Here is a 19,190-nt window from a genome sequence, read left to right as displayed (position 1 = left end):
TCACTCCTTTCCTATCAGTTCTTTTTGGATCAATGAACGAGCCTCTAAGTGTATGGACTCATAATCGTCATCCGTTAAATTTTCCATATAACGGCTTAGTCTAGGATGTTGATAGACATCACTGACAATTTCTTTCCATTGTTTTGTATCCCATGTGTCCATGACAGAAATGACATGCTCAGTCAGTCCACTCGATTCCATTTCAAGAGCTTCTGAAACATCCATTGTGATCGAGTGTATCCAAATATATGGATCCTTCAGTTCTTGCGTCTCTCGCACCATAGATAGCCATTCCTCCATCGGGGTGGCTTCGAGCATTGAGAGCGTATCGGCATCCACATCAGTTAAATGGATTTCCACTACGCCGGCTCCATTTTCATTGCGGAAATTTTCTATAGCAGAATCAATGATTTCAAACCACTCATTTGCATGAACAACTTCATTGCACGAACAAGTTATTTGATCATAGGTGATGGTTGAGGTCGGTATAAAAGTTAATTGTGTATTCCCTTTTTCAAGTGTTACATCGTAGAACCCTTTTGTACCTTTTTCGTTCCGATGACGACTTTGAATATTCCCTGGATAAACAATAGGGGGTTCGAGGTTAAGAATTTGACGTTTATGAATATGACCGAGCGCCCAGTAATCATAGTTTTTGCTGATAAGTTGATCTTTAGTGAAGGGCGAGTAAACAGCATGTGTGGTATCACCTGCCAAACTGCCGTGAAGCATACCTATGTTATACGAATCTTTTTCAACTGCATCTTCATATCTAGCAATCATAGAATCTTTTACATGGCGTTCTTTATAACTGAAACCATTTATGTATACATCGTGTTGGCGGATTTGAAGCTTCACCTTCTCTACTTGCTCAGGAAATACATGGACATTTTTCGGAAGTTGAAAACGCGTCCATTTTCCTGAAAGGTGATCATGATTGCCATAACAAATAAATACAGGAATTTGATGGAGGTTCAGTGTTTCCATTCCTTCCTGAAACTTATGCTGTGCACGTAAACTGCGATCTTCTCCATCATAAATATCCCCGACAATTAAAACAAAATCCGGCTTTTCTTGAACGGCAGTTTGAATAAGTGTTTGAAAAGCTTTAAACGTGCTTTCACGAAGTGTCTTTAACTGATGATCCGGCATGGATGTGACACCTTTAAAAGGACTATCCAGGTGTAGGTCAGCTGCGTGAAAAAACCGAATGGATGTCATAAGTTTCCTCCTTTTTAAAAATAGAATATTTGTTCTTATTTTATCATTCACACGTATTAATTGCTACTTGCTAGAAAGACAGTGCCAGGATTCATTGAAACAAGCAATATCTTTTACAAAAGAAAAAAGCAGGACATGTTATGCCCCACTTTTTCGAGTAATTCTATTTATTTTCTCCCTAAATCCATGGCCTTCTTAATATCTTTTAATGACTGTGACGCGCCGTACATCAATACGCCACCACGATAAACACGAGAACCAAACCAGCCTAAAATGAAAATTGAGACTAGCAAAATGCCTATACCTAATATTGGCTCCCAAATAGGCAAATCAAGCATCCCGACACGCAGGAACATGACCAGCGGTGTAAAGAATGGGAAGTACGAAGCGATTTGAACGTACGATGCTTCCGGATTCCCAAGTCCAGAGAAAGCGATGAATGAAGCGATTATAATTAAGAAAGTCATAGGCAACAACAGCTGTTGCACATCTTCAGTACGGCTTACAAGTGAACCGAGAAGAGCTGCAAGTGTCGCATACAAGAAATAACCGAGCAGGAAGAATAAAACTGCAAAAATCATTGTGCTGATACTAACATTTGAAAACCCGAAAAATGAGAACACGCCTGTGGTCAAGTCTGATGAGCTTGTTTTTAATGCAATAAATCCGGCAACGCCGAATAAAGCGATTTGGAGCAAGCCAAGTGTTCCTACACCCGCAATTTTTGCAAACATGTGTTTAACAGGTGACACACTCGAAATAATGATTTCCATTACCCTCGAAGATTTCTCTGTAGCGACTTCCGTTGCAATCATATTGGAATAATAGAATACGGCAAAATAAATAACAAAAATCAATACATACACCAAACCACGTGCCTGACTCAATTCTTCTTCTGATTTAGAAGAGGCACTGACTGCATCCTGTTCGAACTGAATCGGCGAAAATAACTGAACGACTTCATCTGCTGAAAGTTCTAATGAATTTGCTTTTATATTCGTTTGCACAGTTTGAAGTGCCTCACGAACTTTCATTGGTTGTTCAAAAGCATTGGCATTTTCAGATGTATAAGTTGCTTGTATAGTTTCTGTTTCATCTAACTCCAAAACTAAGAAACTGGCAATTTTTTCATCTGTGATTTGCTGTTCCAGTTCATCCACCGTTTTGGTAGTAGCTTTTAAAGTAATCCCACTTTCAGACGCATTTAATTGCTGTTGAAGTGGATCGAGTAGTTGGCCATTTTCTTCAACTACATAAATTGTATCTTTCTCCGGTCCTCCCCCAAACACACCAGCGTCTTGGATTTTAGTTATGATCGTGGCAATATTAGCCATTAGGAATATGCCAGCCACCACAATAAGCGTCGTGATGACAAAAGATTTTGTTTTGGCTTTTGTCAAAAATGATTGTTTAAAAATAGTCCAGAAATCACGCATGTTCTTTGCCCACCTTTTCAATGAAGATGTCCTGAAGGGATGGTTCTTCAATAGCAAAATAACGAATTTCACCTTTCGTCAATGCAGTCCGCAATAGTTCATGAGCAGTACGTTCTTCCGAAATTTGAAATACTCCTCCTTCAATTGAAGGCTTGAATGAATCGACACCTTCAATTTGACTGAGAAATGACAGATCGAAATCCGCTTTCAATCGAACATTTTGACGTCCAAACCCTCTTTTCACTTCACGTAAAGATCCTCGTACAATTGCCTCCCCATGGTGCATGATACATAGTTGCTCGCACAATTCTTCCACATGATCCATGCGATGACTGGAAAAGACGATAGTAGCTCCATCTTTTTGAATATCCATGATGGCTTTTTTCAACATTTCAACATTGACTGGATCGAGTCCGCTGAACGGTTCGTCTAAAATAATTAATGATGGTTTATGTATCACAGAAGCAATCACTTGTATTTTTTGTTGATTACCTTTAGAAAGCTCTTCCACTTTTTTGTTTGCATAATGAGGCACTTCAAAACGCTCAAGCCAATTGTGTGCTGATATTTTTGCATCATTCTTTTTCATGCCACGCAGCTGACCCAAATAGACCAGTTGATCTTCTACTTTCATCTTCGGATACAACCCACGTTCTTCAGGTAAATATCCGATATGTGTACTATTGGCATAGCTGATTGGCTGGCCATTCCAAGTAATGGTCCCTTCCGTTGGATCCAGTAATCCAAGAATCATACGGAAAGTAGTCGTTTTGCCAGCTCCATTAGCTCCTAAAAACCCATACATGCTTCCCTGTTTAACAGTCATGGACAAATCTTTTACTGCTGAGAAATCACCAAACTTCTTTGTCACCTGCTCTATTTGTAAAGTCATACTCACACTCCTTGCTATTTTTCATCACACCTATTCTACTCGTATCGGGCACTATAACATGAATAATTTTCACTCGAAAAATTCGCGTAATAAGAAATATAGTAAATATTATTCACTAAAAACATTACTAAATTTACCAAATTAAAGTCAAGTTCACTTAAACTATTTTTTTGTTTTGAAAACTTGTATAATGAATCTACATTCATTTCAGAAAGGTTGGATATTTATGAAACCTTACAAATTTACTGCGTTTGAAAAAACCGGAAAATTAATCATCGAAGAAACTTGGGAGTTTGCTACCGATGAGGAAGCGAAAGCAAAAGGACAAGATTTAATCGATGAAAAAGACTTTACCGAAAAGACACATCGATTGGTCAATAATGCAGGAAAACTTATATTATTCCACGTCTAAAAAAGTCTGCTTGAAGCGATTTCGCTCCAGGCAGACTTTTCTTTTATACACCTTTAAAACTTGGTTTTCGTTTTTCAACAAATGCTTGAATCCCTTCCAAGTGATCCTTCGTACGGCGCATAGCTGATTGAGATGAACTTTCAAGTGCCAGCACTCGTTCCAATTCATGTACATGTTGTGTATGTAAAATTTGTTTGGATGCAATCATCGCTTTCAAAGGAGCAGACAAGAATTTTGCAGCTGAAAGTTCCGCTTGTTCATATGCCCTACCTTCCGCAGTCACTTCATCAATTAATCCAAGAGACAAAGCTTCGTGACCATTTAACACTTTCCCTGACCAAATCAATTGCTTCGCTTTAGGAATACCGACTCTTTCTTTCAAGAAGAAATGTCCCGCCCCATCAGGAATTAACCCTATACCAATAAAGTTCATCGCAAGTTTACTGTTTTCTTCTGCAATGACAACATCACATCCAAGAACTAAACTTAGCCCCAGCCCTGCAGCCGCTCCATGAACAGAAGCAATCGTAACCATTGGAAGTGTATATAGCGCCTTCGCTAGACGAGAAACATCGCCCATTACTGTATCAATATCCATCGGACTTTCTGGATCCAGCATGGCTTTAATATCACCACCTGCTGAAAAAGCACGTCCTTCTCCTTTAATCAATAACACTTGCACATCTTTCTCTTCGTGTAACCACTCTAGCGCCTCAGCAATTTCTTTCATCATTAAAGCATTCATAGCATTCATGCTTTGAGGACGATTTAACGTCAATGTCGCTAAGCGTCCATTTTTTTCTACACTTACTGTTTCATATGTCAAAGTAGACACCTCTCTCCGAGTGAATAGTCATTCATATTAATACTAATTCGAGAAACAAAATGAAAATCCTTTAAATGATCAATAAATTCTTCAATAAGACTGTTAGGCATTCACTATATCTGTCAAATAGTGCGGATTCCAGTTAATTCTATTTTTGCTGAGTAGACGAATATTCCAACGGTTTAATTTCAATACTAAAGACGAGAAGATTTTGTCAGTCCATCTTTCAGGAGGCAATATGAAAAATGTAATATACTTATTTGGTCCTACCATAATGATTTTCCTAGGAATCAATACTTTTGAGTCCATACCCATCACTTTTGTGTTATTTTATAGCTGGCTTTTTTTAATCCCTCTTCTTTCTTATTATAGAAACCCAACACTCAAATCTTCATTTTATGAATCCATCAAGAAAGAAAGAACATTAGCATCCTTTATGACCGGTCTGATCAGCGGACTGTTGTGTGCCATCATAATCTTCAGTTCGATGTCATTAGCTATCGGAAGCTTATTTGAAATCGAAGAAGTGTCAAAAATTCTTGTGGCGTGGAAATTTAGTGGTTCTGTTGTGTGGTTCTACATATTTATATTGATTTTCATCAATCCATTTTTGGAAGAATGGTACTGGCGAGAATTTATGTACACGCGATATCTCGATAAATTAGGAACGCTAGGAAGTGTCATTGTCACTTCATTTTTTTATGCGATCTATCATTTGTTGGTACTGATACCTCTCGTTGATATGCCTTTAAGTTTAATCGCAACCATACCTGTCCTGGTTGCAGGTTTACTTTGGGGTAGTTTCAGAATGGTTTTTGCTTCTATTTCCGCTTCTACCATTAGCCATATGCTAGCTGATATAGGTATTATTCTTTTTTATATTGTGTATTTAAAGACATAAAAAAGCCCAGTTCCTATAAAGGAACTGGGCTATATAAGTCAGTTTAAAAGCCGCCTTTGCCGTAAATAAAATAAGAAAGTTTTAGACCACCACTCCTCAAAGTGGGTGTTCGCGGAAACTATCCTGCCTGTCCTCATTGACCGAAGTGAATGTGGTATGTCATTCCTGTTTCTATAAAAACTCCCTACAACAGCTTAAAGGTTAAAACTTAATATTGTTACGAACAATGCAGCTTGTATTGGTATATTAACACGAACAACTCTGAACTTTCAATGGGAATTTTGTCCTTACGAACCAGCACCGATTAGAATCAGATAATAGTTACTCCCTTTAAAAGTGTGTAGAGAGGGATTGATAATAAAGGAACTCAAACTGAAGAATATGTTTTATGGAAGGAACACTAAAATGGATTATATAATCAAATTTCGGAAAACACTCGTCGTCTATGCATTCAGTGGCATTGGTTCATTTTTTTCGGGCAAATGCTTTTCATCTTTACATGAATTATTTTAGGAATCATTTTTCCAAAAAATAATGTCTTAAACAAAAGTATTTCAATTACCAGTGAAACTGCACTGTACAAGGATTGTTAAGTGAATGATTATGAAAGAGCCTATTCATTTAGACTATGTTTTTTGTGGAGTAAATCAAATCAGTTGCTAATCCAAAAGAATGGTGCTATGATAAAGAAGAATTATTTTTGTCGGTGTAAAAGATTAGTATACGTTTCAAACTTATCGTCTTAATGATCACTTTGGGCAGGGATAGTATTACATTGTGTGAATTTCACACTAGGAGGCAACAAAAATGGAACAAGGTACAGTAAAATGGTTTAATGCAGAAAAAGGTTTTGGTTTTATCGAGCGTGAAAATGGGGACGATGTATTCGTACATTTCTCAGCAATCCAAAGTGAAGGCTTCAAATCTTTAGACGAAGGTCAAAAAGTTACTTTCGACGTTGAGCAAGGCGCTCGTGGAGCTCAAGCTTCAAACGTTCAAAAAGCATAATTTAACCTTTCAACAGACTCTACATTGTAGAGTCTGTTTTTTATTTGTCTAAAATTAATCAATCACACCAAAAAACCTCTGCCTACAATGTGGGCAGAGGTCATTTTCCAAGCAAAGTAACACAATTTAAAGGATTCTTAGATTATAGCATACACTCTTTTCGATGCAATGCATTTCAATCATATTTTCTCCAGAGGTTTATAAAAATAAGATGAGTGCCGTATAACTGACAACTCCAAAAAGAAAAGCTGGTAAATTACTCTTTCGATTTTCAGGGAGCTCCTCTTTCATAACATTTAAGATAATTCCTCCTGCGATAAACGCAGCCAATAAGGAAACGACCACTTCTCGAATATCCAAAAATGCACCAACTGCCCAACCAATTAGCACTGCAAATGAAAGAAGCCATCTACCATAACGATCATATACATCTTTATGGGAGGCTCTTAGACTCCAATCATTTGTTATAAAATGCACGCTCATAGCGATGAAGTAAATGATGTGACCTAAAAAACCTTCGTACTCTCCTCTAATCATCAGGTAGCCAATAATTGCATTATAAATAAAAAACGAACCGATATGTATGTTAAAAATGGTCATCGCCGCTTCCGCATCTTCTGAACAATCATCTACGTCTTTTATCTTTCTTACCAGTATTTCCAATCCGTAAAAAACAACTAGACCGAGCAAAGCCACCATATAAATATGATCTTCAAGTAAAATTAAAATTTTGTTATCTAAACTACTTTCCAGCATTTTTTGGTAGTTGTTTAACTCTGGCAGTAAAAATACAAAAACATAAGAAGCTGCTATACCTGATGATAGCGAAAGAAATCGGTGACGGTGAACCTCACTCAGAATATAGAGTCTTTTTGAAAAAATATGGACGAATATTAAGCCTACTGTCAGTAAAAAGGTCATTAAAATCAATTTTATCTTTCCTTTCTTTTTATCTCTCTTTCATTTATACCCTCTTTCCTATAAATTATTTTCGGAGACAAGACTATTCCTACGTCAACTCAGTTTTCCCATTTTTCCTACGTCGACCCTTACCATCAAAAAAACACCTGGAACATTATGTCCCAGGTGTCCTTCAAATACTATTTATAGAAAAACAAAACCGGAGAAAGCCGGTTTAAATTCCTTCGTATAATGACTGTACAGGCTTCATTAACACACGGTTAACTTCTTCAATCAATCCACTTAGTGCCATTTCAGCTTGAAGCATTTGTTCAATTTTAGGGTTTGACTGTGCAAGCTGTGCAGTTTTTTGAGCATATTCAAGTTCTTCACCTGAGATTTCTTCACCTTGCATTTGCTTTTGTTGCAATGTCATTTGTAAATCACGGAAGCTTTTAAACAGTGCTAATGCTTGTTCATCCGCTTTAACCTCTGTTACTGCTTTTTCTACTGCTGCATATTCAGTCGTTTTTCTGAAAGTCGTTTCTAATCGATTGATATCATCATAAATGTTAATTGTCATGTGATCACTCCTACATCATATTCAGTACATATACGATACCGCCTTGAACTAAGCCAATTAAGCCTCCAAGTATAGCACCAAGCACTGTAATCATTTTAAATTCTTTTCTGGAAATACCTAAAACCAATTCTTCAAGTCGCTGCACAGGGAAAGAGTCCACTTGTTCTTCAACCATTTCTTCTAACTTCAATCGTTGAATCGTTTCTTCAAGCTTAATTTCGCCTTGAGCAAAGATAAAATCAGTCATTTTTGGTGTTAGGTTATGTGCTGTCCAGTCAGCACCATCCGGCCAGTACGATTGTAACGTAGCATCCAGACGTTTTTCAAGTGCCAACTCCTGTTTTACATATGACTTTACGACCTTAATGACAGGCTGTAAATCAAATCCACCAATCAATTCATTTAAAGGACGATCTTTTAATTTCTCCCATTCACCGCGTATAACATTGGCAAGAAGTTCAAATGTTCCAGGTGCGTGAAGGAATTTTTGAATTTCTGGTTGCACCCGATCCACAATAGTAGAAGACTCTCCCATAAACATTTGAATCATATTGCCAAATGTACCTTTTGAAGAAAGAAAATCGTCAATCAGTCTCTTAACCGTTTTCCGTCCTTCTTCTGAAGCAAAGTAAGTTTCCCCTTTTGCAATCATATACGAAACGATTTCAGGAATACGTTCGTCAGCTTGTTGTTGCCATTGTTCAGGTGCGAGTTCCTTCACTGTTTTTGATGCAAATCGAGATTCAAGAGATTCGATTTGCTCATCAATCACAGAATCGATTTTATCTTCGACAAGTGACGGAATATTTTCAATCCCTGCTTTAGTAAGCCACTGCTGTAAAGTCAGGTTTGATTCAAACAAATGCTTCGTCAGTTGCCCTTGAATCCATAATTCTGCTTTTCTTCTCATGTCATCTGAAAAGAAACGTCGTTTAAAGGTTTCAGGTGTTAATAAATGTTCAACGACTGTCCGACCAAGTTGTTTAGCCAGTTCATCCCGTCGTTTTGGAATAAGTCCAGGCGTAAAGGGCACGCGCCATTTGCCTATATATTTCGCTTCATGTGGGCGAAAAAGCATTTTAATCGCGAGGTGATTCGTATACCCTCCGATTAAGGCACCAATTAATGCCATGAAAAGTAATGTCCATATAAAGTTCAAGTTGTTCACCTTTTTCTGTCAATCTGCCTTTTATTATAACAGACAAAGGCAGATTGATAAAAATGTGAACCTCTTACTTAAAGTGCATTGTACATCGTTGAAAATCTAATCGCGTGTTCCATTTCGTCATGCATGGCAATGAAAAAGGGATTGTAGGCTTCGGGGATGGGAACAGTGAGTAGCATTTCTTTATAAAAATCTGTTCCTGCCAATTCATGTTCAAGCGACTCTTTTGCGGCTTGTTTTAGGTTCGTTGGTGGTTTTGGTTTAGGAGGATTTTGTACAAATTCACCGGTCAGCATATAATGGAGTTGTTGGAACATTTCATAATGACTTTTTTCGTCTTCCATTGCATGCTTGATAAATGATTGCCAATATGGATCATTGGTCAGCTTCAACATGGATTTATAAAAATAAAAATCTTGATACTCGTCTTCTATGGCTTGTTTTAATTGTTCATTAAACAATAGGCCACTCCTTTACGCCTTTTTTACTAGCGTATGCGGGTGTGTCTCTACCTATGAAAGGAGCACACTGATGCTACAACATTTTAGCTTTAAACCAATGTTTGAAAATAAACAATTACCTGGCTGGACATTTTCTTTCTTCTACAAGCAAGCCCGTTACTCTGGAGAATACTTACCAGATGGATCTATTAAATGGACAGGCGGCTCTCATCCTCCTGAAGAAGAAACCGTCAAAAAAATGATTCATGAACTGATGCTATTTCATGTGTACGACTGAGTTAATTACATAAACGATTTTATTAATAAAAATAGCTGGAAACGCATTTATATCGCGTTTCCAGCTTTCTATCATTTATCTACTCTTCACCAACATGCTAACAGCTTCCTGAATAGCAGTTTCAGTTGAAGTGCCTTTTTCGGTAGCTTCAATAATACAGTGTTCTAAATTTTTTGCGACGATCAATCCAAGTGTGCGATCCGATGCAGAACGTACAGCGGAAAGTTGGGTTACAACTTCACGGCAGTCTTTTCCTTCTTCCATCATTCTGATGACGCCTCGCACTTGTCCTTCAAGTCGTTTTAATCGATTGATCATGGTTTTGTCATAATGCAAGTTCGTCTCACTCCTCACTGGTGTATCTCCTTACATCTACGATAGCCGATTTAGCAAGAAAAATCCATTACAATATGTGCTTCCTTCTTCCAAAAGCTATATAAAAATAACTGGACGAAAGGATATATAAAAATCCGGTAATTGAAAAGGCATAAGCATAGCCCCAATATGAACCATATGTGGTCACTAACCAGGCAGATACTGGCCCCATGACAGCCCATCCAATATTAAAGACCATTTGGTTAACTGAATTTGCCAACCCTTTATATTTATCATGGACAACTTCCATCGCAATGGCGCTTTGAATAGGGTTGCCCGCATTCATCAAAGCCTGCCTCATCAAAAAGCCGGCTGATGCCAGCCACACTGACGTTGTAAAGGCTGTTAAGAATAAAAACGGTAAAGATCCTAATTGAAATAGTACCAGTGCATTTACTTTGCCAACTTTTTTGACCAACATTGGTCCGATTAACATCGCAACAGCTGTCATTGCCGACCCGAGGGAAAGTACCAAACCGATAAATGCAGAAGAAGCATCAAAACGATTTGCAAAATACAAATTTAAATAAGGAATAACAAGACCCGAGCCAATACCTATCAATAATTGCGCAATGGCAAACAATACAATAATACGGACATTTATTTTAAAGCTACTATCCTGTGAGGGAAGATTTATCGCTGCCTCTCTTTTTGCATCTTCAGAAACCATTTTGGGTTTTAATTTCAACAAAGGTACAATCCCAATTGTAAAAATAGTTGCTCCAGCCAAAAGAGCCCATCGTATTGCATCTACTGCATTCATTCCAAAACCAAATTCGAGCACATCTGCCAATACGCCCCCACCGAGACTCCCGATTACGCTTGCAATCGTCACAACCGAAAAGTGAATGCTGAATAAGTGCATACGCTCAGAGGCTTTCGAGTTTTCCGCTAAAAATGGCACGCCCGACACCTGAACAATGGCCATAAATAGTCCGGTAAAGAATGCTGCGATGACAATGGGTTCTTCACTTACAACAACACTCCGGTAAAATAATGTACTTGCAGTCAGCAATGTACCTACCGCAATGCTCCATTTCCTTCCGACTCGATCACTTAAAAAGCCTGCAGGAATCAGTACAATAGCCGTCGCTAAAGACATGTATGAGATAACTTTTCCGTTTACTACTTCGGACAATCCGAGTTCCTTTATATATAAATTGTACATGACCATAAAAACACCCATGCCTATTTGAATCAACACATTCGCAAGCATGAACATCCGTATGTTTCGATTAAAGCCCGTAATTTTCATTTTCCAATCAGTTATCCAGTTGACCATGATTCTTATATCCCCTTACCCCTTTGTTTCGCCTCTCTAAATATAAGACTTTCGTGATAAAGTTGCAATGCCTTGAAAAGCGTATAGCGCCACTCAAGCTCGACACCGGTGCTGGAAGGCTCGATTCGAAAGCCTGCTTTCGCATGAGAGACTGAAGCTTAGGTGCGAGCTGGCGCTAGGAGCTAGACATTCAAAAGCGCAATGCGTCACTCTTGCTAGACATCAAGAAAAGCTCAACTGGCAAAGATAGCTGAGCACCATAGCTTGAAATTTTGTAACGAAAACCTATTGTCGAATGAAAGTCCTCAAAAAAGGGAGTGCCCCTTAACCCACTTGCGGGTTAAGAGCCACTCCAGATTGTAAGCGATACATTTGTTCATAGCGTCCACCTAGGGCTACTAATTCATCATGTGTCCCTTGTTCAACGATTGCTCCTCGATCCAATACTAAAATGCGATCTGCATTTTTAATAGTAGAAAGTCGATGCGCAATAATGAAAGTCGTACGTCCTTTTTTCAGTACTTCCATGGCATGCTGAATGATTTCTTCCGTTTCTGTATCAATATTGGAAGTTGCTTCATCCAAAATTAAAATAGCCGGATCAAATGCCAATGCACGGGCGAATGAAATTAATTGGCGCTGTCCTGAAGAAAGCGTGCTTCCTTTTTCAATCACTGGTTCATCAATTCCGTTCGGCAAATGCTTCAGTACCCGCTCCCCACCAACTGCATCAAGAGAAGCAATCACTTTTTCACGGGAAATTCTTGCATCGCCCAGACTGACGTTGGATTCGATCGTACCTGTAAATAAATATGGATCTTGCAAAACAATTCCCATATGGTCACGCACAGTTTGTCGTGATAAGTCTTGAATATTCGTTCCGTCGATTGTGATGGCGCCTTTGGATACATCGTAGAAACGGAACAATAAGTTCATGATAGAACTTTTTCCGGATCCGGTATGACCAACTAATGCCACCGTTTCCCCTTGCTTCGCTTCAAATGATATGTTTTTCAATACATATTCTTCATCCTTATAAGCAAACCACACGTCTTCGAAACGAACATTGCCACGGTAACGGGCAATTTTTTCGTCGCTGACATCTTCACCAGAACGATCCAGTAATCGGAATACACGTTCAGCTGCCACTAGAGCCTGCTCTAATTTAGCTAACTGATTTACGACACCAGTCACCGGGTGGAATAGTCGGGTGATGTAATCAACAAACGCATATAACACACCCACTGAAATTGCAGCAGTTGCATTTAATGAAGCCCCTCCGAAATACCAAATGAATAAAACAAATGTAATCGAACGGATTGCACCAACCAGGTTGTGGGAGGTACCCGCATCCAAGAACAATAGTTTATTTTGATATTTATAATGTTCGCGGTTCATCACTTCGAATTCTTCTTGCATTTGTGCTTCACGACGGAATGCCTGAATAATGGTCATCCCTTGAATGGATTCATTGATCATCGCGTTCATGTCACTTACTTTTGCACGGACGATGTGGTTATACTTCGATGCATATTTTCGGTACATAATCATCCATACAAACAAAATCGGTAAAACGAACAAGGCGATTGAAGCCATTTTCCAATCCAGGATGAACAGTGCCACATAAATTCCAGTAATGTACATCGCACTTGATGCAAATTGAGAAAGAACCGTTACATACAATTCTCGTATTGCTTCCGTATCGTTCGTGATACGAGCAACCACTTTCCCTGCCGGCAAGTTATCAAAGTAACGAATCGGCAATGTTTGGATGTGTTGGTACACATCATTTCGCATTTTTTGAATAACACGATTCGCTGCTTTTTGAAGCAATAAATATTCTCCATAACGGAAAACTGCAGCCACAACTGTTAGTGCAAAAAATACACTAAGCAGCATCACAATCGGTTCAAAGTCAATAGAGCCTGCCGTTGTATCGGCAATATGTTCGTCAATAATTTTTTTCGCTATCAAAGGACCTGCCAAATCGGCTGCAACTGCAACCGTCAGCATGGCGATTCCCATGATTAACAGTTTTTTATAATGAAGGGCGTACAGCCATAATCTTTTTCCTGTACTCATGATGACACCTCCTCAATTTGCTGACGGTCGAACTGTTCTTTGTACCAGCCCTCATTCTTCAGCAAATCTTCATGTGTACCTTCTTCAATTATCACGCCATCATCCAATACAACAATCCAATCTGCATGTTGAATGGCTGATAGACGATGTGTTGTAATAATCGTTGTTTTTCCATGTCGTTCCTGTTGAATATTTTCAATAATCCGTGCTTCTGTTTTCGCATCTACAGCAGATAATGAATCATCCAATAATAAGATTTCAGGATTTTTAATAAGTGCCCGGGCAATCGAGATTCGTTGTTTTTGACCACCAGATAAAGCTACTCCTTTTTCACCAACGAGCGTTTCCAGTCCTTGCGGCAATAACTGCAAATCTTTTTGGAAATGGGATAAACGAATGGCAGTCTCAATGTCTTCTTCCGTACCTTCCGGATGCCCGAACAGAATGTTTTCTCTGACAGTCCGTGAGAATAACACATGGTCTTGCGGAACATAGCCAATCCAATTGCGAACCTGGTCTTTTGTTTGCTCTTCAATTGCGATGCCGGCTAATGAAATTGTTCCTTCTCCAGCTGGGTATTCACGCAATAACTGCTTGATCAATGTCGTCTTTCCACTTCCTGTTTTCCCGACAATTCCAAGCGTCTGTCCTTGCTCCAATTGCAAGTTGATGTTGCTTAGATTAATCGAAGAAGATTGTGGATATTGGAATTTCACCTCTGAGAAACCAATGCGTCCTGGTTGAGATACGGTCACTGGATAAGAAGCATCTTTGACATCTTCTTCATAATCGAGCGTTTCTTGAACGCGATCAAGAGATGCATTCCCACGTTGCATGACATTGATCAATTCCCCGATTGCAAACATCGGCCAAATAATCATCCCCAGGTATACGTTGAATGATACCAAGTCTCCCAGTGTCATTTCTTGCTGAGAAACAAGGTAAGCACCATATCCTAAACCGATCATGTAACTGACCCCTGTTAAAACTTTCGTTATGGGATTGAACAATGCATCAATTTTTTCAACTTCCATATTTTTCGCATAGACATCTTCCGTCATCTCAGCGAATTGTTTTTCTGATGCACGTTCTTGCACGTAGGCTCGAATTACTCGAACCCCCGCTACTGCTTCTAGTACGCCATCATTCATATCGCCAAAGGCATCTTGTGCCTTCATATATTTCTCGTGGATGCGCTTGCCGAGAATTTGCATGATGATCGCCAAGATAGGCAGTGGAAGAAGAGCTACTAATGTCAGTTTCCAACTAACGAGAATTCCCATCGTCACTAAAATCGTAAGCATATAAAGGGATGAGTCAATCAATGTTAAGATACCGAATCCTGCCGTTGTCGAAACTGCTTTTAAATCATTTGTCGCTCTCGCCATCAGATCTCCTGTACGGTTCTTCTCATAAAACGAAGGCGTCATGCGTAAAAATTGTTTCATCAAGCGGCTACGCAATTGTTTTTCAATCACATAGGCTCCGCCAAATAGTTGGTATTGCCATACAAAGTTACTTAAGTAATTGAGAACCGTTACTCCAAGTAAAGCGAGTATGAAAATCATCAATAACTGTGATGTTAATGTTTTTTGATAAATGGCATCAATGGATTCCCCTAATAACCAAGGGGGCACAACTTCAATTACATTTGTTACCATCAATAATGAAATCGCGATTGTGTATCGTTTCCAGTTTTCTGCAAAAAACCATTTAAGTTTAAATAATACTGAGAACATATAATTTCCTTCTTTCTTTTTCAGGATGGGCTTACACTAGCCACCTTCTAGAGATTCCTTGATCAAAATTTGCTTCTGTAGCTGAATGTTCATCTTCAGCACTCCTTTTCATAGTTTTTTGATTAGTAACCTCAGACATAACTCCCAAAGTCTTCGGCATTTTCTATTTGAAACAGCCAAGCTGTAACAACCAAAATTTGGTAGTAAAAAAACACAAAAAAGCACACGCCCTGTTTCCAGATGCGTGTGCGCATGAAAATAGGTTCAGGTGTCCACACCTGTTCCATGATTAATTAAAAAATCAAAGAGAAGTGACCGGCAGGTACGGACGAACTATGTAGTTTGTAGCAATTTCAATTCTGATGATCATGACACGTACCTCCTTTTCTCATAGTTTATTTACTTATTAAGATTATCATGACAATTTTTTGATTGTCAATACATTTAGAAAAAAATTATTATTCTGTTAATCACTTGAGTTTAGGCATATTTAGGTAGGGTATTTAAATGATAACAAAACATACCCAAATAGAATGGAGCGATTCATCATGGAAGAAAGAAAAAATATCGAAGTTCGACGTGAGGAAAAAACGGATAATGGATTGGTTGGTGCCACGTTTATTAAATATGCAGCCTATCTAATTATCTTTTTCGCAGTATTATGGCTTCTCATTAATTACGTATTCCCTATGTTCAGCTAAGAAAGGAGTTCACATCCATGTTTAACAAAATGATTGTAGGATACGATGGGTCGGAAGGAAGTCGAGCAGCTCTTGCGAAAGCCGTAGACTTGATGGAACATAAACCAAATACCACGCTGTTAATAGCTTATGTTAATGATGATGTGGTAGGTGGAGATATCGCCTATTCGAGCCAGGCCTTGGGTTCTGCTCCAATCTTGACAGACATGACGACAGTACCACCGGTTCCACCAGATTCAGATTCGCCTCGACAATTAGCGATTGAATATGCAAATCAAATGACGGAGTCTATACAAGTTCAATTGGACAACCATCAAGTGGATGGTCAAATCGTTGCAATTGACGGACCTCCAGCAAAAGCACTGTCGGATTTGGCGGAAAGAGAACAGGCAGATGCCATTATCGTCGGCAATAGCGGGAAATCTGGTTTCCAGAAATTTTTCGTAGGTTCAGTTAGCGAAAAAATTGTGAAAGATTCTCCATGCTCTGTCATAGTAGTCAAATAACGCAAACGCGCTCCCATCTTAGACGGAGCGCGTTTTTATTTCGATTTTAATGGGATATCACGTATACTGAAAAGAACAATCAGATAAGTAAGGTGTGAGGAAAATGGCGCGTCAAAGAAAAATGGATGAAGCAGAAATGCTAAGAGAAACTGAAAAGCTATTGCTTGAACGTGGGTATGAAGGCTTTTCTTTTAAGGCATTGTCCGCAAACTTAGATATCGCGCGTAGCACCATTTATGAATATTACAGTCATAAAGACGATCTCATAACGGATTATATGTATATCCTGGTCAAAAAAGTGATGGATGAAATGGAAATAATCGCATCTAGAACGACTGGATTGGAAACAATGAAAGAGTGGCTGAAAACATTTATGACGTACGATCAAGTACATCACATGATTGCTATGCGGGGACAACTCGATCAATCGGAATCTGAAATTGCCCGGAATCGCTTAAAACAAATGGACGGACTGCACGGGAAAATGTTCTTTATGTTGTCCAATCAAGTAAATAAGGCAAAAGAGTTAGGCGAAGTCCGTAAAGATTTACCTAACGAGTTAGTTGCGTCGTTCTTTTTTCATTCCATTTTGGCACGCCCTGCAAATGATGAAAATATTCAGGGCTGGGCGGACATGCTAAATGACATTATTGAAAATGGTGTCAAACCGCGTAAGGAGTCGTGACAAAGATGAAAATTGCAGTCATTTTACGGAATGATTTACGGCTTCACGATCACCCCGCCCTCTCCCAAGCACAACTAGATGGAGAAGTTTTACCAATCTATGTGTTGGAAGATAATCTTGGAGCGGCATTCAAATATTGGACTCATCGAAATTTGCAAACCTTACAAACGTCTATACGCGAACTTGGTGGTGAACTTTATGTTTCCCATTCCCCATTACCTGAAACTGTTCGTGCCCTTCGTGAAGAAATGACCATTGAAGCTGTTTATTTCAATCGCTCTTACCATCCCGATCAGCGTGAAAGAGATGAGGATTTTGCCAAACAGTTGTTTGATGAGGGCCTAAATGTGAAGACTTTTGAAGGTACTATGCTTTTGCCACCGTGGGAATCGGTCAAAGAGAATGGAGAACCTTATAAAGTTTTTACTCCTTTTTATAAACAGTTCCGGACAAAATCCGTCCCCCAAGTGGTTCCTCGATTCAGAGATGCTGTATTCATGGGGGTTCCCTCAAGTCTGAAGTGTATATCTGCAGATATTCAAACGTTGGAGCTAGTCCCGGAAATTAAATGGACCGATGGGATTGATGCAACTTGGACACCAGGCGAAGACGCAGCGATTGAATTGGTCAAAAAATTTATCGACGAAGATATTGCCGCGTACAAAATCAAAAGAGATTTCCCTTCTTTGCCTGGTACATCACGAATTTCCCCGTATCTGGCTGTCGGTGCATTATCGGTGCGAAGCGTTTATCATTATGCGTTGAAAATGAAACCTGATGTAAGTGAAGCCTTTATTCGCCAGTTGATATGGCGTGAATTTGCTTATCAAATGCTCGTGCATTATCCTTCAACAGCAAGACAACCACTGAATGAAAATTTCCTAAAATTCCCTTGGTTGAACAATAAAGAGCATTTCGCAAAATGGTGTCGTGGCCAGACCGGCATTCCCTTGATCGATGCGGGAATGCGTGAACTGTGGCAAACCGGATATATTCATAATCGTGTACGTATGAATGTGGCAAGTTATTTAACGAAGCACTTGTTGGTTGATTTCACAAAAGGGATGGCATGGTTCTGGGATACGCTCATCGACTCAGACATTGCGAATAATATTTTCGGTTGGCAATGGGCCTCTGGCAGCGGAGCGGATGCGGCACCTTACTTCCGTATTTTCAATCCATATTTACAAAGTGCAAAATTCGATAGCGAAGCAATCTACATCAGAAAATGGATTCCCGAGCTTAACGGTCTTTCCAACAAAGATATCATCCAACCAGAGCAAGCTTCTGAGGAAGCGCTTGAAAAAGCAGGTGTTGTACTCGGAGAAACTTATCCATATCCAGTTGTGACGCATAAAGCAGGACGAGCCAGAGCATTGCTTGCATATGATGAGATAAAAAATAAGGACTAAGAATTCTCTTCAAAACGAAGTTATTTTTGATGAATAGCAATAATAATAGTAGAGCCTGTCTAATAATTCCCTAAGATAAGTGGTGGCGAAATTTTTAAAGCCTCGTTGTATATGACTGTTAATTTTTGAACAGTTAATTGATTGCAGTGGAAGGCGGCGACTCCAGCGGGAAAAGCGTGTCCAGGTGAGACCCCGCAGTCGCTTGCGACGAGGAGCATTCCTGTTATGAAACCAAACAGGTTCTTGAAATAAAAAAAGACCTCTTGTATGATGCATGAGTATCAACGTCTAAATTGACTCACTCACATACAGGAGGACTATATGAA

At 39.1% G+C, this 19,190-nt stretch carries 20 protein-coding genes and 1 other RNA gene; 8 read left to right on the top strand and 13 right to left on the bottom strand.

The annotated features are described in order from the left end of the window. The 3 genes from M9R32_RS14715 to M9R32_RS14705 all read right to left on the bottom strand — a co-directional run bounded on the left by M9R32_RS14715 (position 1) and on the right by M9R32_RS14705 (position 3,549). On the bottom strand, positions 1–1,221 hold the full coding sequence (locus M9R32_RS14715; protein ID WP_269927503.1) for a metallophosphoesterase family protein: 1,221 nt from the start codon (positions 1,219–1,221) through the stop codon (positions 1–3). Positions 1,222–1,388: 167 nt separating this feature from the next. Continuing rightward, positions 1,389–2,657, bottom strand: a complete 1,269-nt coding sequence (locus tag M9R32_RS14710; protein ID WP_269927502.1) for an ABC transporter permease — start codon at positions 2,655–2,657, stop codon at positions 1,389–1,391. Then, positions 2,650–3,549 (bottom strand): ABC transporter ATP-binding protein, encoded by a 900-nt coding sequence (locus M9R32_RS14705; RefSeq protein WP_269927501.1) that lies wholly within the window; start codon positions 3,547–3,549, stop codon positions 2,650–2,652. Before M9R32_RS14705 ends, M9R32_RS14710 begins: the two co-directional genes overlap by 8 nt. Before the next feature lie 226 nt (positions 3,550–3,775). Here M9R32_RS14705 and M9R32_RS14700 point away from each other — a divergent pair, with 226 nt between their 5' ends. Next, a complete protein-coding gene (locus M9R32_RS14700; protein ID WP_269927500.1) occupies positions 3,776–3,961 on the top strand; it encodes a YhzD family protein in 186 nt (61 codons plus the stop codon). A gap of 43 nt (positions 3,962–4,004) precedes the next feature. Here the strand turns inward: M9R32_RS14700 and M9R32_RS14695 are convergent, their stop codons facing one another. Next, on the bottom strand, positions 4,005–4,787 hold the full coding sequence (locus M9R32_RS14695; protein WP_269927499.1) for an enoyl-CoA hydratase: 783 nt from the start codon (positions 4,785–4,787) through the stop codon (positions 4,005–4,007). A gap of 238 nt (positions 4,788–5,025) precedes the next feature. Between M9R32_RS14695 and M9R32_RS14690 the strand changes: the two genes are divergently transcribed. Then, positions 5,026–5,688, top strand: coding sequence for a CPBP family intramembrane glutamic endopeptidase (locus tag M9R32_RS14690; protein WP_269927498.1), 663 nt, complete (start codon positions 5,026–5,028; stop codon positions 5,686–5,688). 43 nt (positions 5,689–5,731) lie between these two features. Here the strand turns inward: M9R32_RS14690 and ssrS are convergent. Further along, positions 5,732–5,926, bottom strand: a non-coding RNA gene (gene ssrS / locus M9R32_RS14685) — 6S RNA. Positions 5,927–6,495: 569 nt separating this feature from the next. Between ssrS and cspC the strand changes: the two genes are divergently transcribed. Beyond that, on the top strand, positions 6,496–6,696 hold the full coding sequence (cspC, locus tag M9R32_RS14680) for a cold shock protein CspC (protein WP_016429181.1): 201 nt from the start codon (positions 6,496–6,498) through the stop codon (positions 6,694–6,696). Positions 6,697–6,894: 198 nt separating this feature from the next. Here cspC and M9R32_RS14675 read toward each other — a convergent pair whose 3' ends face one another. The 4 genes from M9R32_RS14675 to M9R32_RS14660 form a co-directional block, all read right to left on the bottom strand. Continuing rightward, a complete protein-coding gene (locus tag M9R32_RS14675) occupies positions 6,895–7,617 on the bottom strand; it encodes a hypothetical protein (protein ID WP_269927543.1) in 723 nt (240 codons plus the stop codon). Positions 7,618–7,831: 214 nt separating this feature from the next. After that, positions 7,832–8,179, bottom strand: a complete 348-nt coding sequence (locus tag M9R32_RS14670) for a YlbF/YmcA family competence regulator (protein ID WP_269927497.1) — start codon at positions 8,177–8,179, stop codon at positions 7,832–7,834. Positions 8,180–8,189: 10 nt separating this feature from the next. Next, positions 8,190–9,338: a DUF445 domain-containing protein gene (locus M9R32_RS14665; RefSeq protein ID WP_269927496.1), complete on the bottom strand. Its 1,149-nt coding sequence runs from the start codon at positions 9,336–9,338 to the stop codon at positions 8,190–8,192. Between the two features lie 77 nt (positions 9,339–9,415). After that, the gene (locus tag M9R32_RS14660; protein ID WP_269927495.1) at positions 9,416–9,805 is read right to left on the bottom strand and encodes a ferritin-like domain-containing protein; all 390 of its coding nucleotides are present in this window, start codon (positions 9,803–9,805) and stop codon (positions 9,416–9,418) included. A 70-nt stretch (positions 9,806–9,875) separates the two neighbouring features. On the opposite strand from M9R32_RS14660, the gene M9R32_RS14655 reads away from it, so the two are divergent. Beyond that, the gene (locus M9R32_RS14655; RefSeq protein WP_269927494.1) at positions 9,876–10,082 is read left to right on the top strand and encodes a YheE family protein; all 207 of its coding nucleotides are present in this window, start codon (positions 9,876–9,878) and stop codon (positions 10,080–10,082) included. 75 nt (positions 10,083–10,157) lie between these two features. On the opposite strand, the gene M9R32_RS14650 is transcribed toward M9R32_RS14655, so the two are convergent. The 4 genes from M9R32_RS14650 to M9R32_RS14635 form a co-directional block, all read right to left on the bottom strand. Beyond that, positions 10,158–10,400 carry a metal-sensitive transcriptional regulator gene (locus tag M9R32_RS14650; RefSeq protein ID WP_418936254.1) on the bottom strand — a complete coding sequence of 81 codons (243 nt, stop codon included), beginning with the start codon at positions 10,398–10,400 and terminating at the stop codon, positions 10,158–10,160. 85 nt (positions 10,401–10,485) lie between these two features. After that, a complete protein-coding gene (locus M9R32_RS14645) occupies positions 10,486–11,739 on the bottom strand; it encodes an MFS transporter (RefSeq protein ID WP_269927492.1) in 1,254 nt (417 codons plus the stop codon). 324 nt (positions 11,740–12,063) lie between these two features. Further along, complete coding sequence (locus tag M9R32_RS14640; RefSeq protein ID WP_269927491.1) at positions 12,064–13,821, bottom strand: ABC transporter ATP-binding protein; 1,758 nt, start codon at positions 13,819–13,821, stop codon at positions 12,064–12,066. After that, a complete protein-coding gene (locus tag M9R32_RS14635) occupies positions 13,818–15,560 on the bottom strand; it encodes an ABC transporter ATP-binding protein (RefSeq protein WP_269927490.1) in 1,743 nt (580 codons plus the stop codon). Before M9R32_RS14635 ends, M9R32_RS14640 begins: the two co-directional genes overlap by 4 nt. A gap of 548 nt (positions 15,561–16,108) precedes the next feature. Between M9R32_RS14635 and M9R32_RS14630 the strand changes: the two genes are divergently transcribed. From M9R32_RS14630 to M9R32_RS14615, 4 genes are all read left to right on the top strand, one after another. Next, positions 16,109–16,261, top strand: coding sequence for a hypothetical protein (locus M9R32_RS14630; RefSeq protein ID WP_269927489.1), 153 nt, complete (start codon positions 16,109–16,111; stop codon positions 16,259–16,261). Positions 16,262–16,278: 17 nt separating this feature from the next. Further along, the gene (locus M9R32_RS14625; RefSeq protein WP_269927488.1) at positions 16,279–16,767 is read left to right on the top strand and encodes a universal stress protein; all 489 of its coding nucleotides are present in this window, start codon (positions 16,279–16,281) and stop codon (positions 16,765–16,767) included. Positions 16,768–16,870: 103 nt separating this feature from the next. Continuing rightward, positions 16,871–17,452, top strand: coding sequence for a TetR/AcrR family transcriptional regulator (locus M9R32_RS14620; protein WP_269927487.1), 582 nt, complete (start codon positions 16,871–16,873; stop codon positions 17,450–17,452). Between the two features lie 5 nt (positions 17,453–17,457). After that, complete coding sequence (locus tag M9R32_RS14615) at positions 17,458–18,864, top strand: cryptochrome/photolyase family protein (RefSeq protein ID WP_269927486.1); 1,407 nt, start codon at positions 17,458–17,460, stop codon at positions 18,862–18,864. Positions 18,865–19,190 lie beyond the last annotated feature (326 nt).

The organism is Paenisporosarcina quisquiliarum (genome assembly GCF_027563315.1).
GTDB lineage: Bacteria > Bacillota > Bacilli > Bacillales_A > Planococcaceae > Paenisporosarcina > Paenisporosarcina quisquiliarum.
Note: the sequence above shows the minus strand (reverse complement) of the source record. Positions and strands in the feature narration are given on the sequence as shown.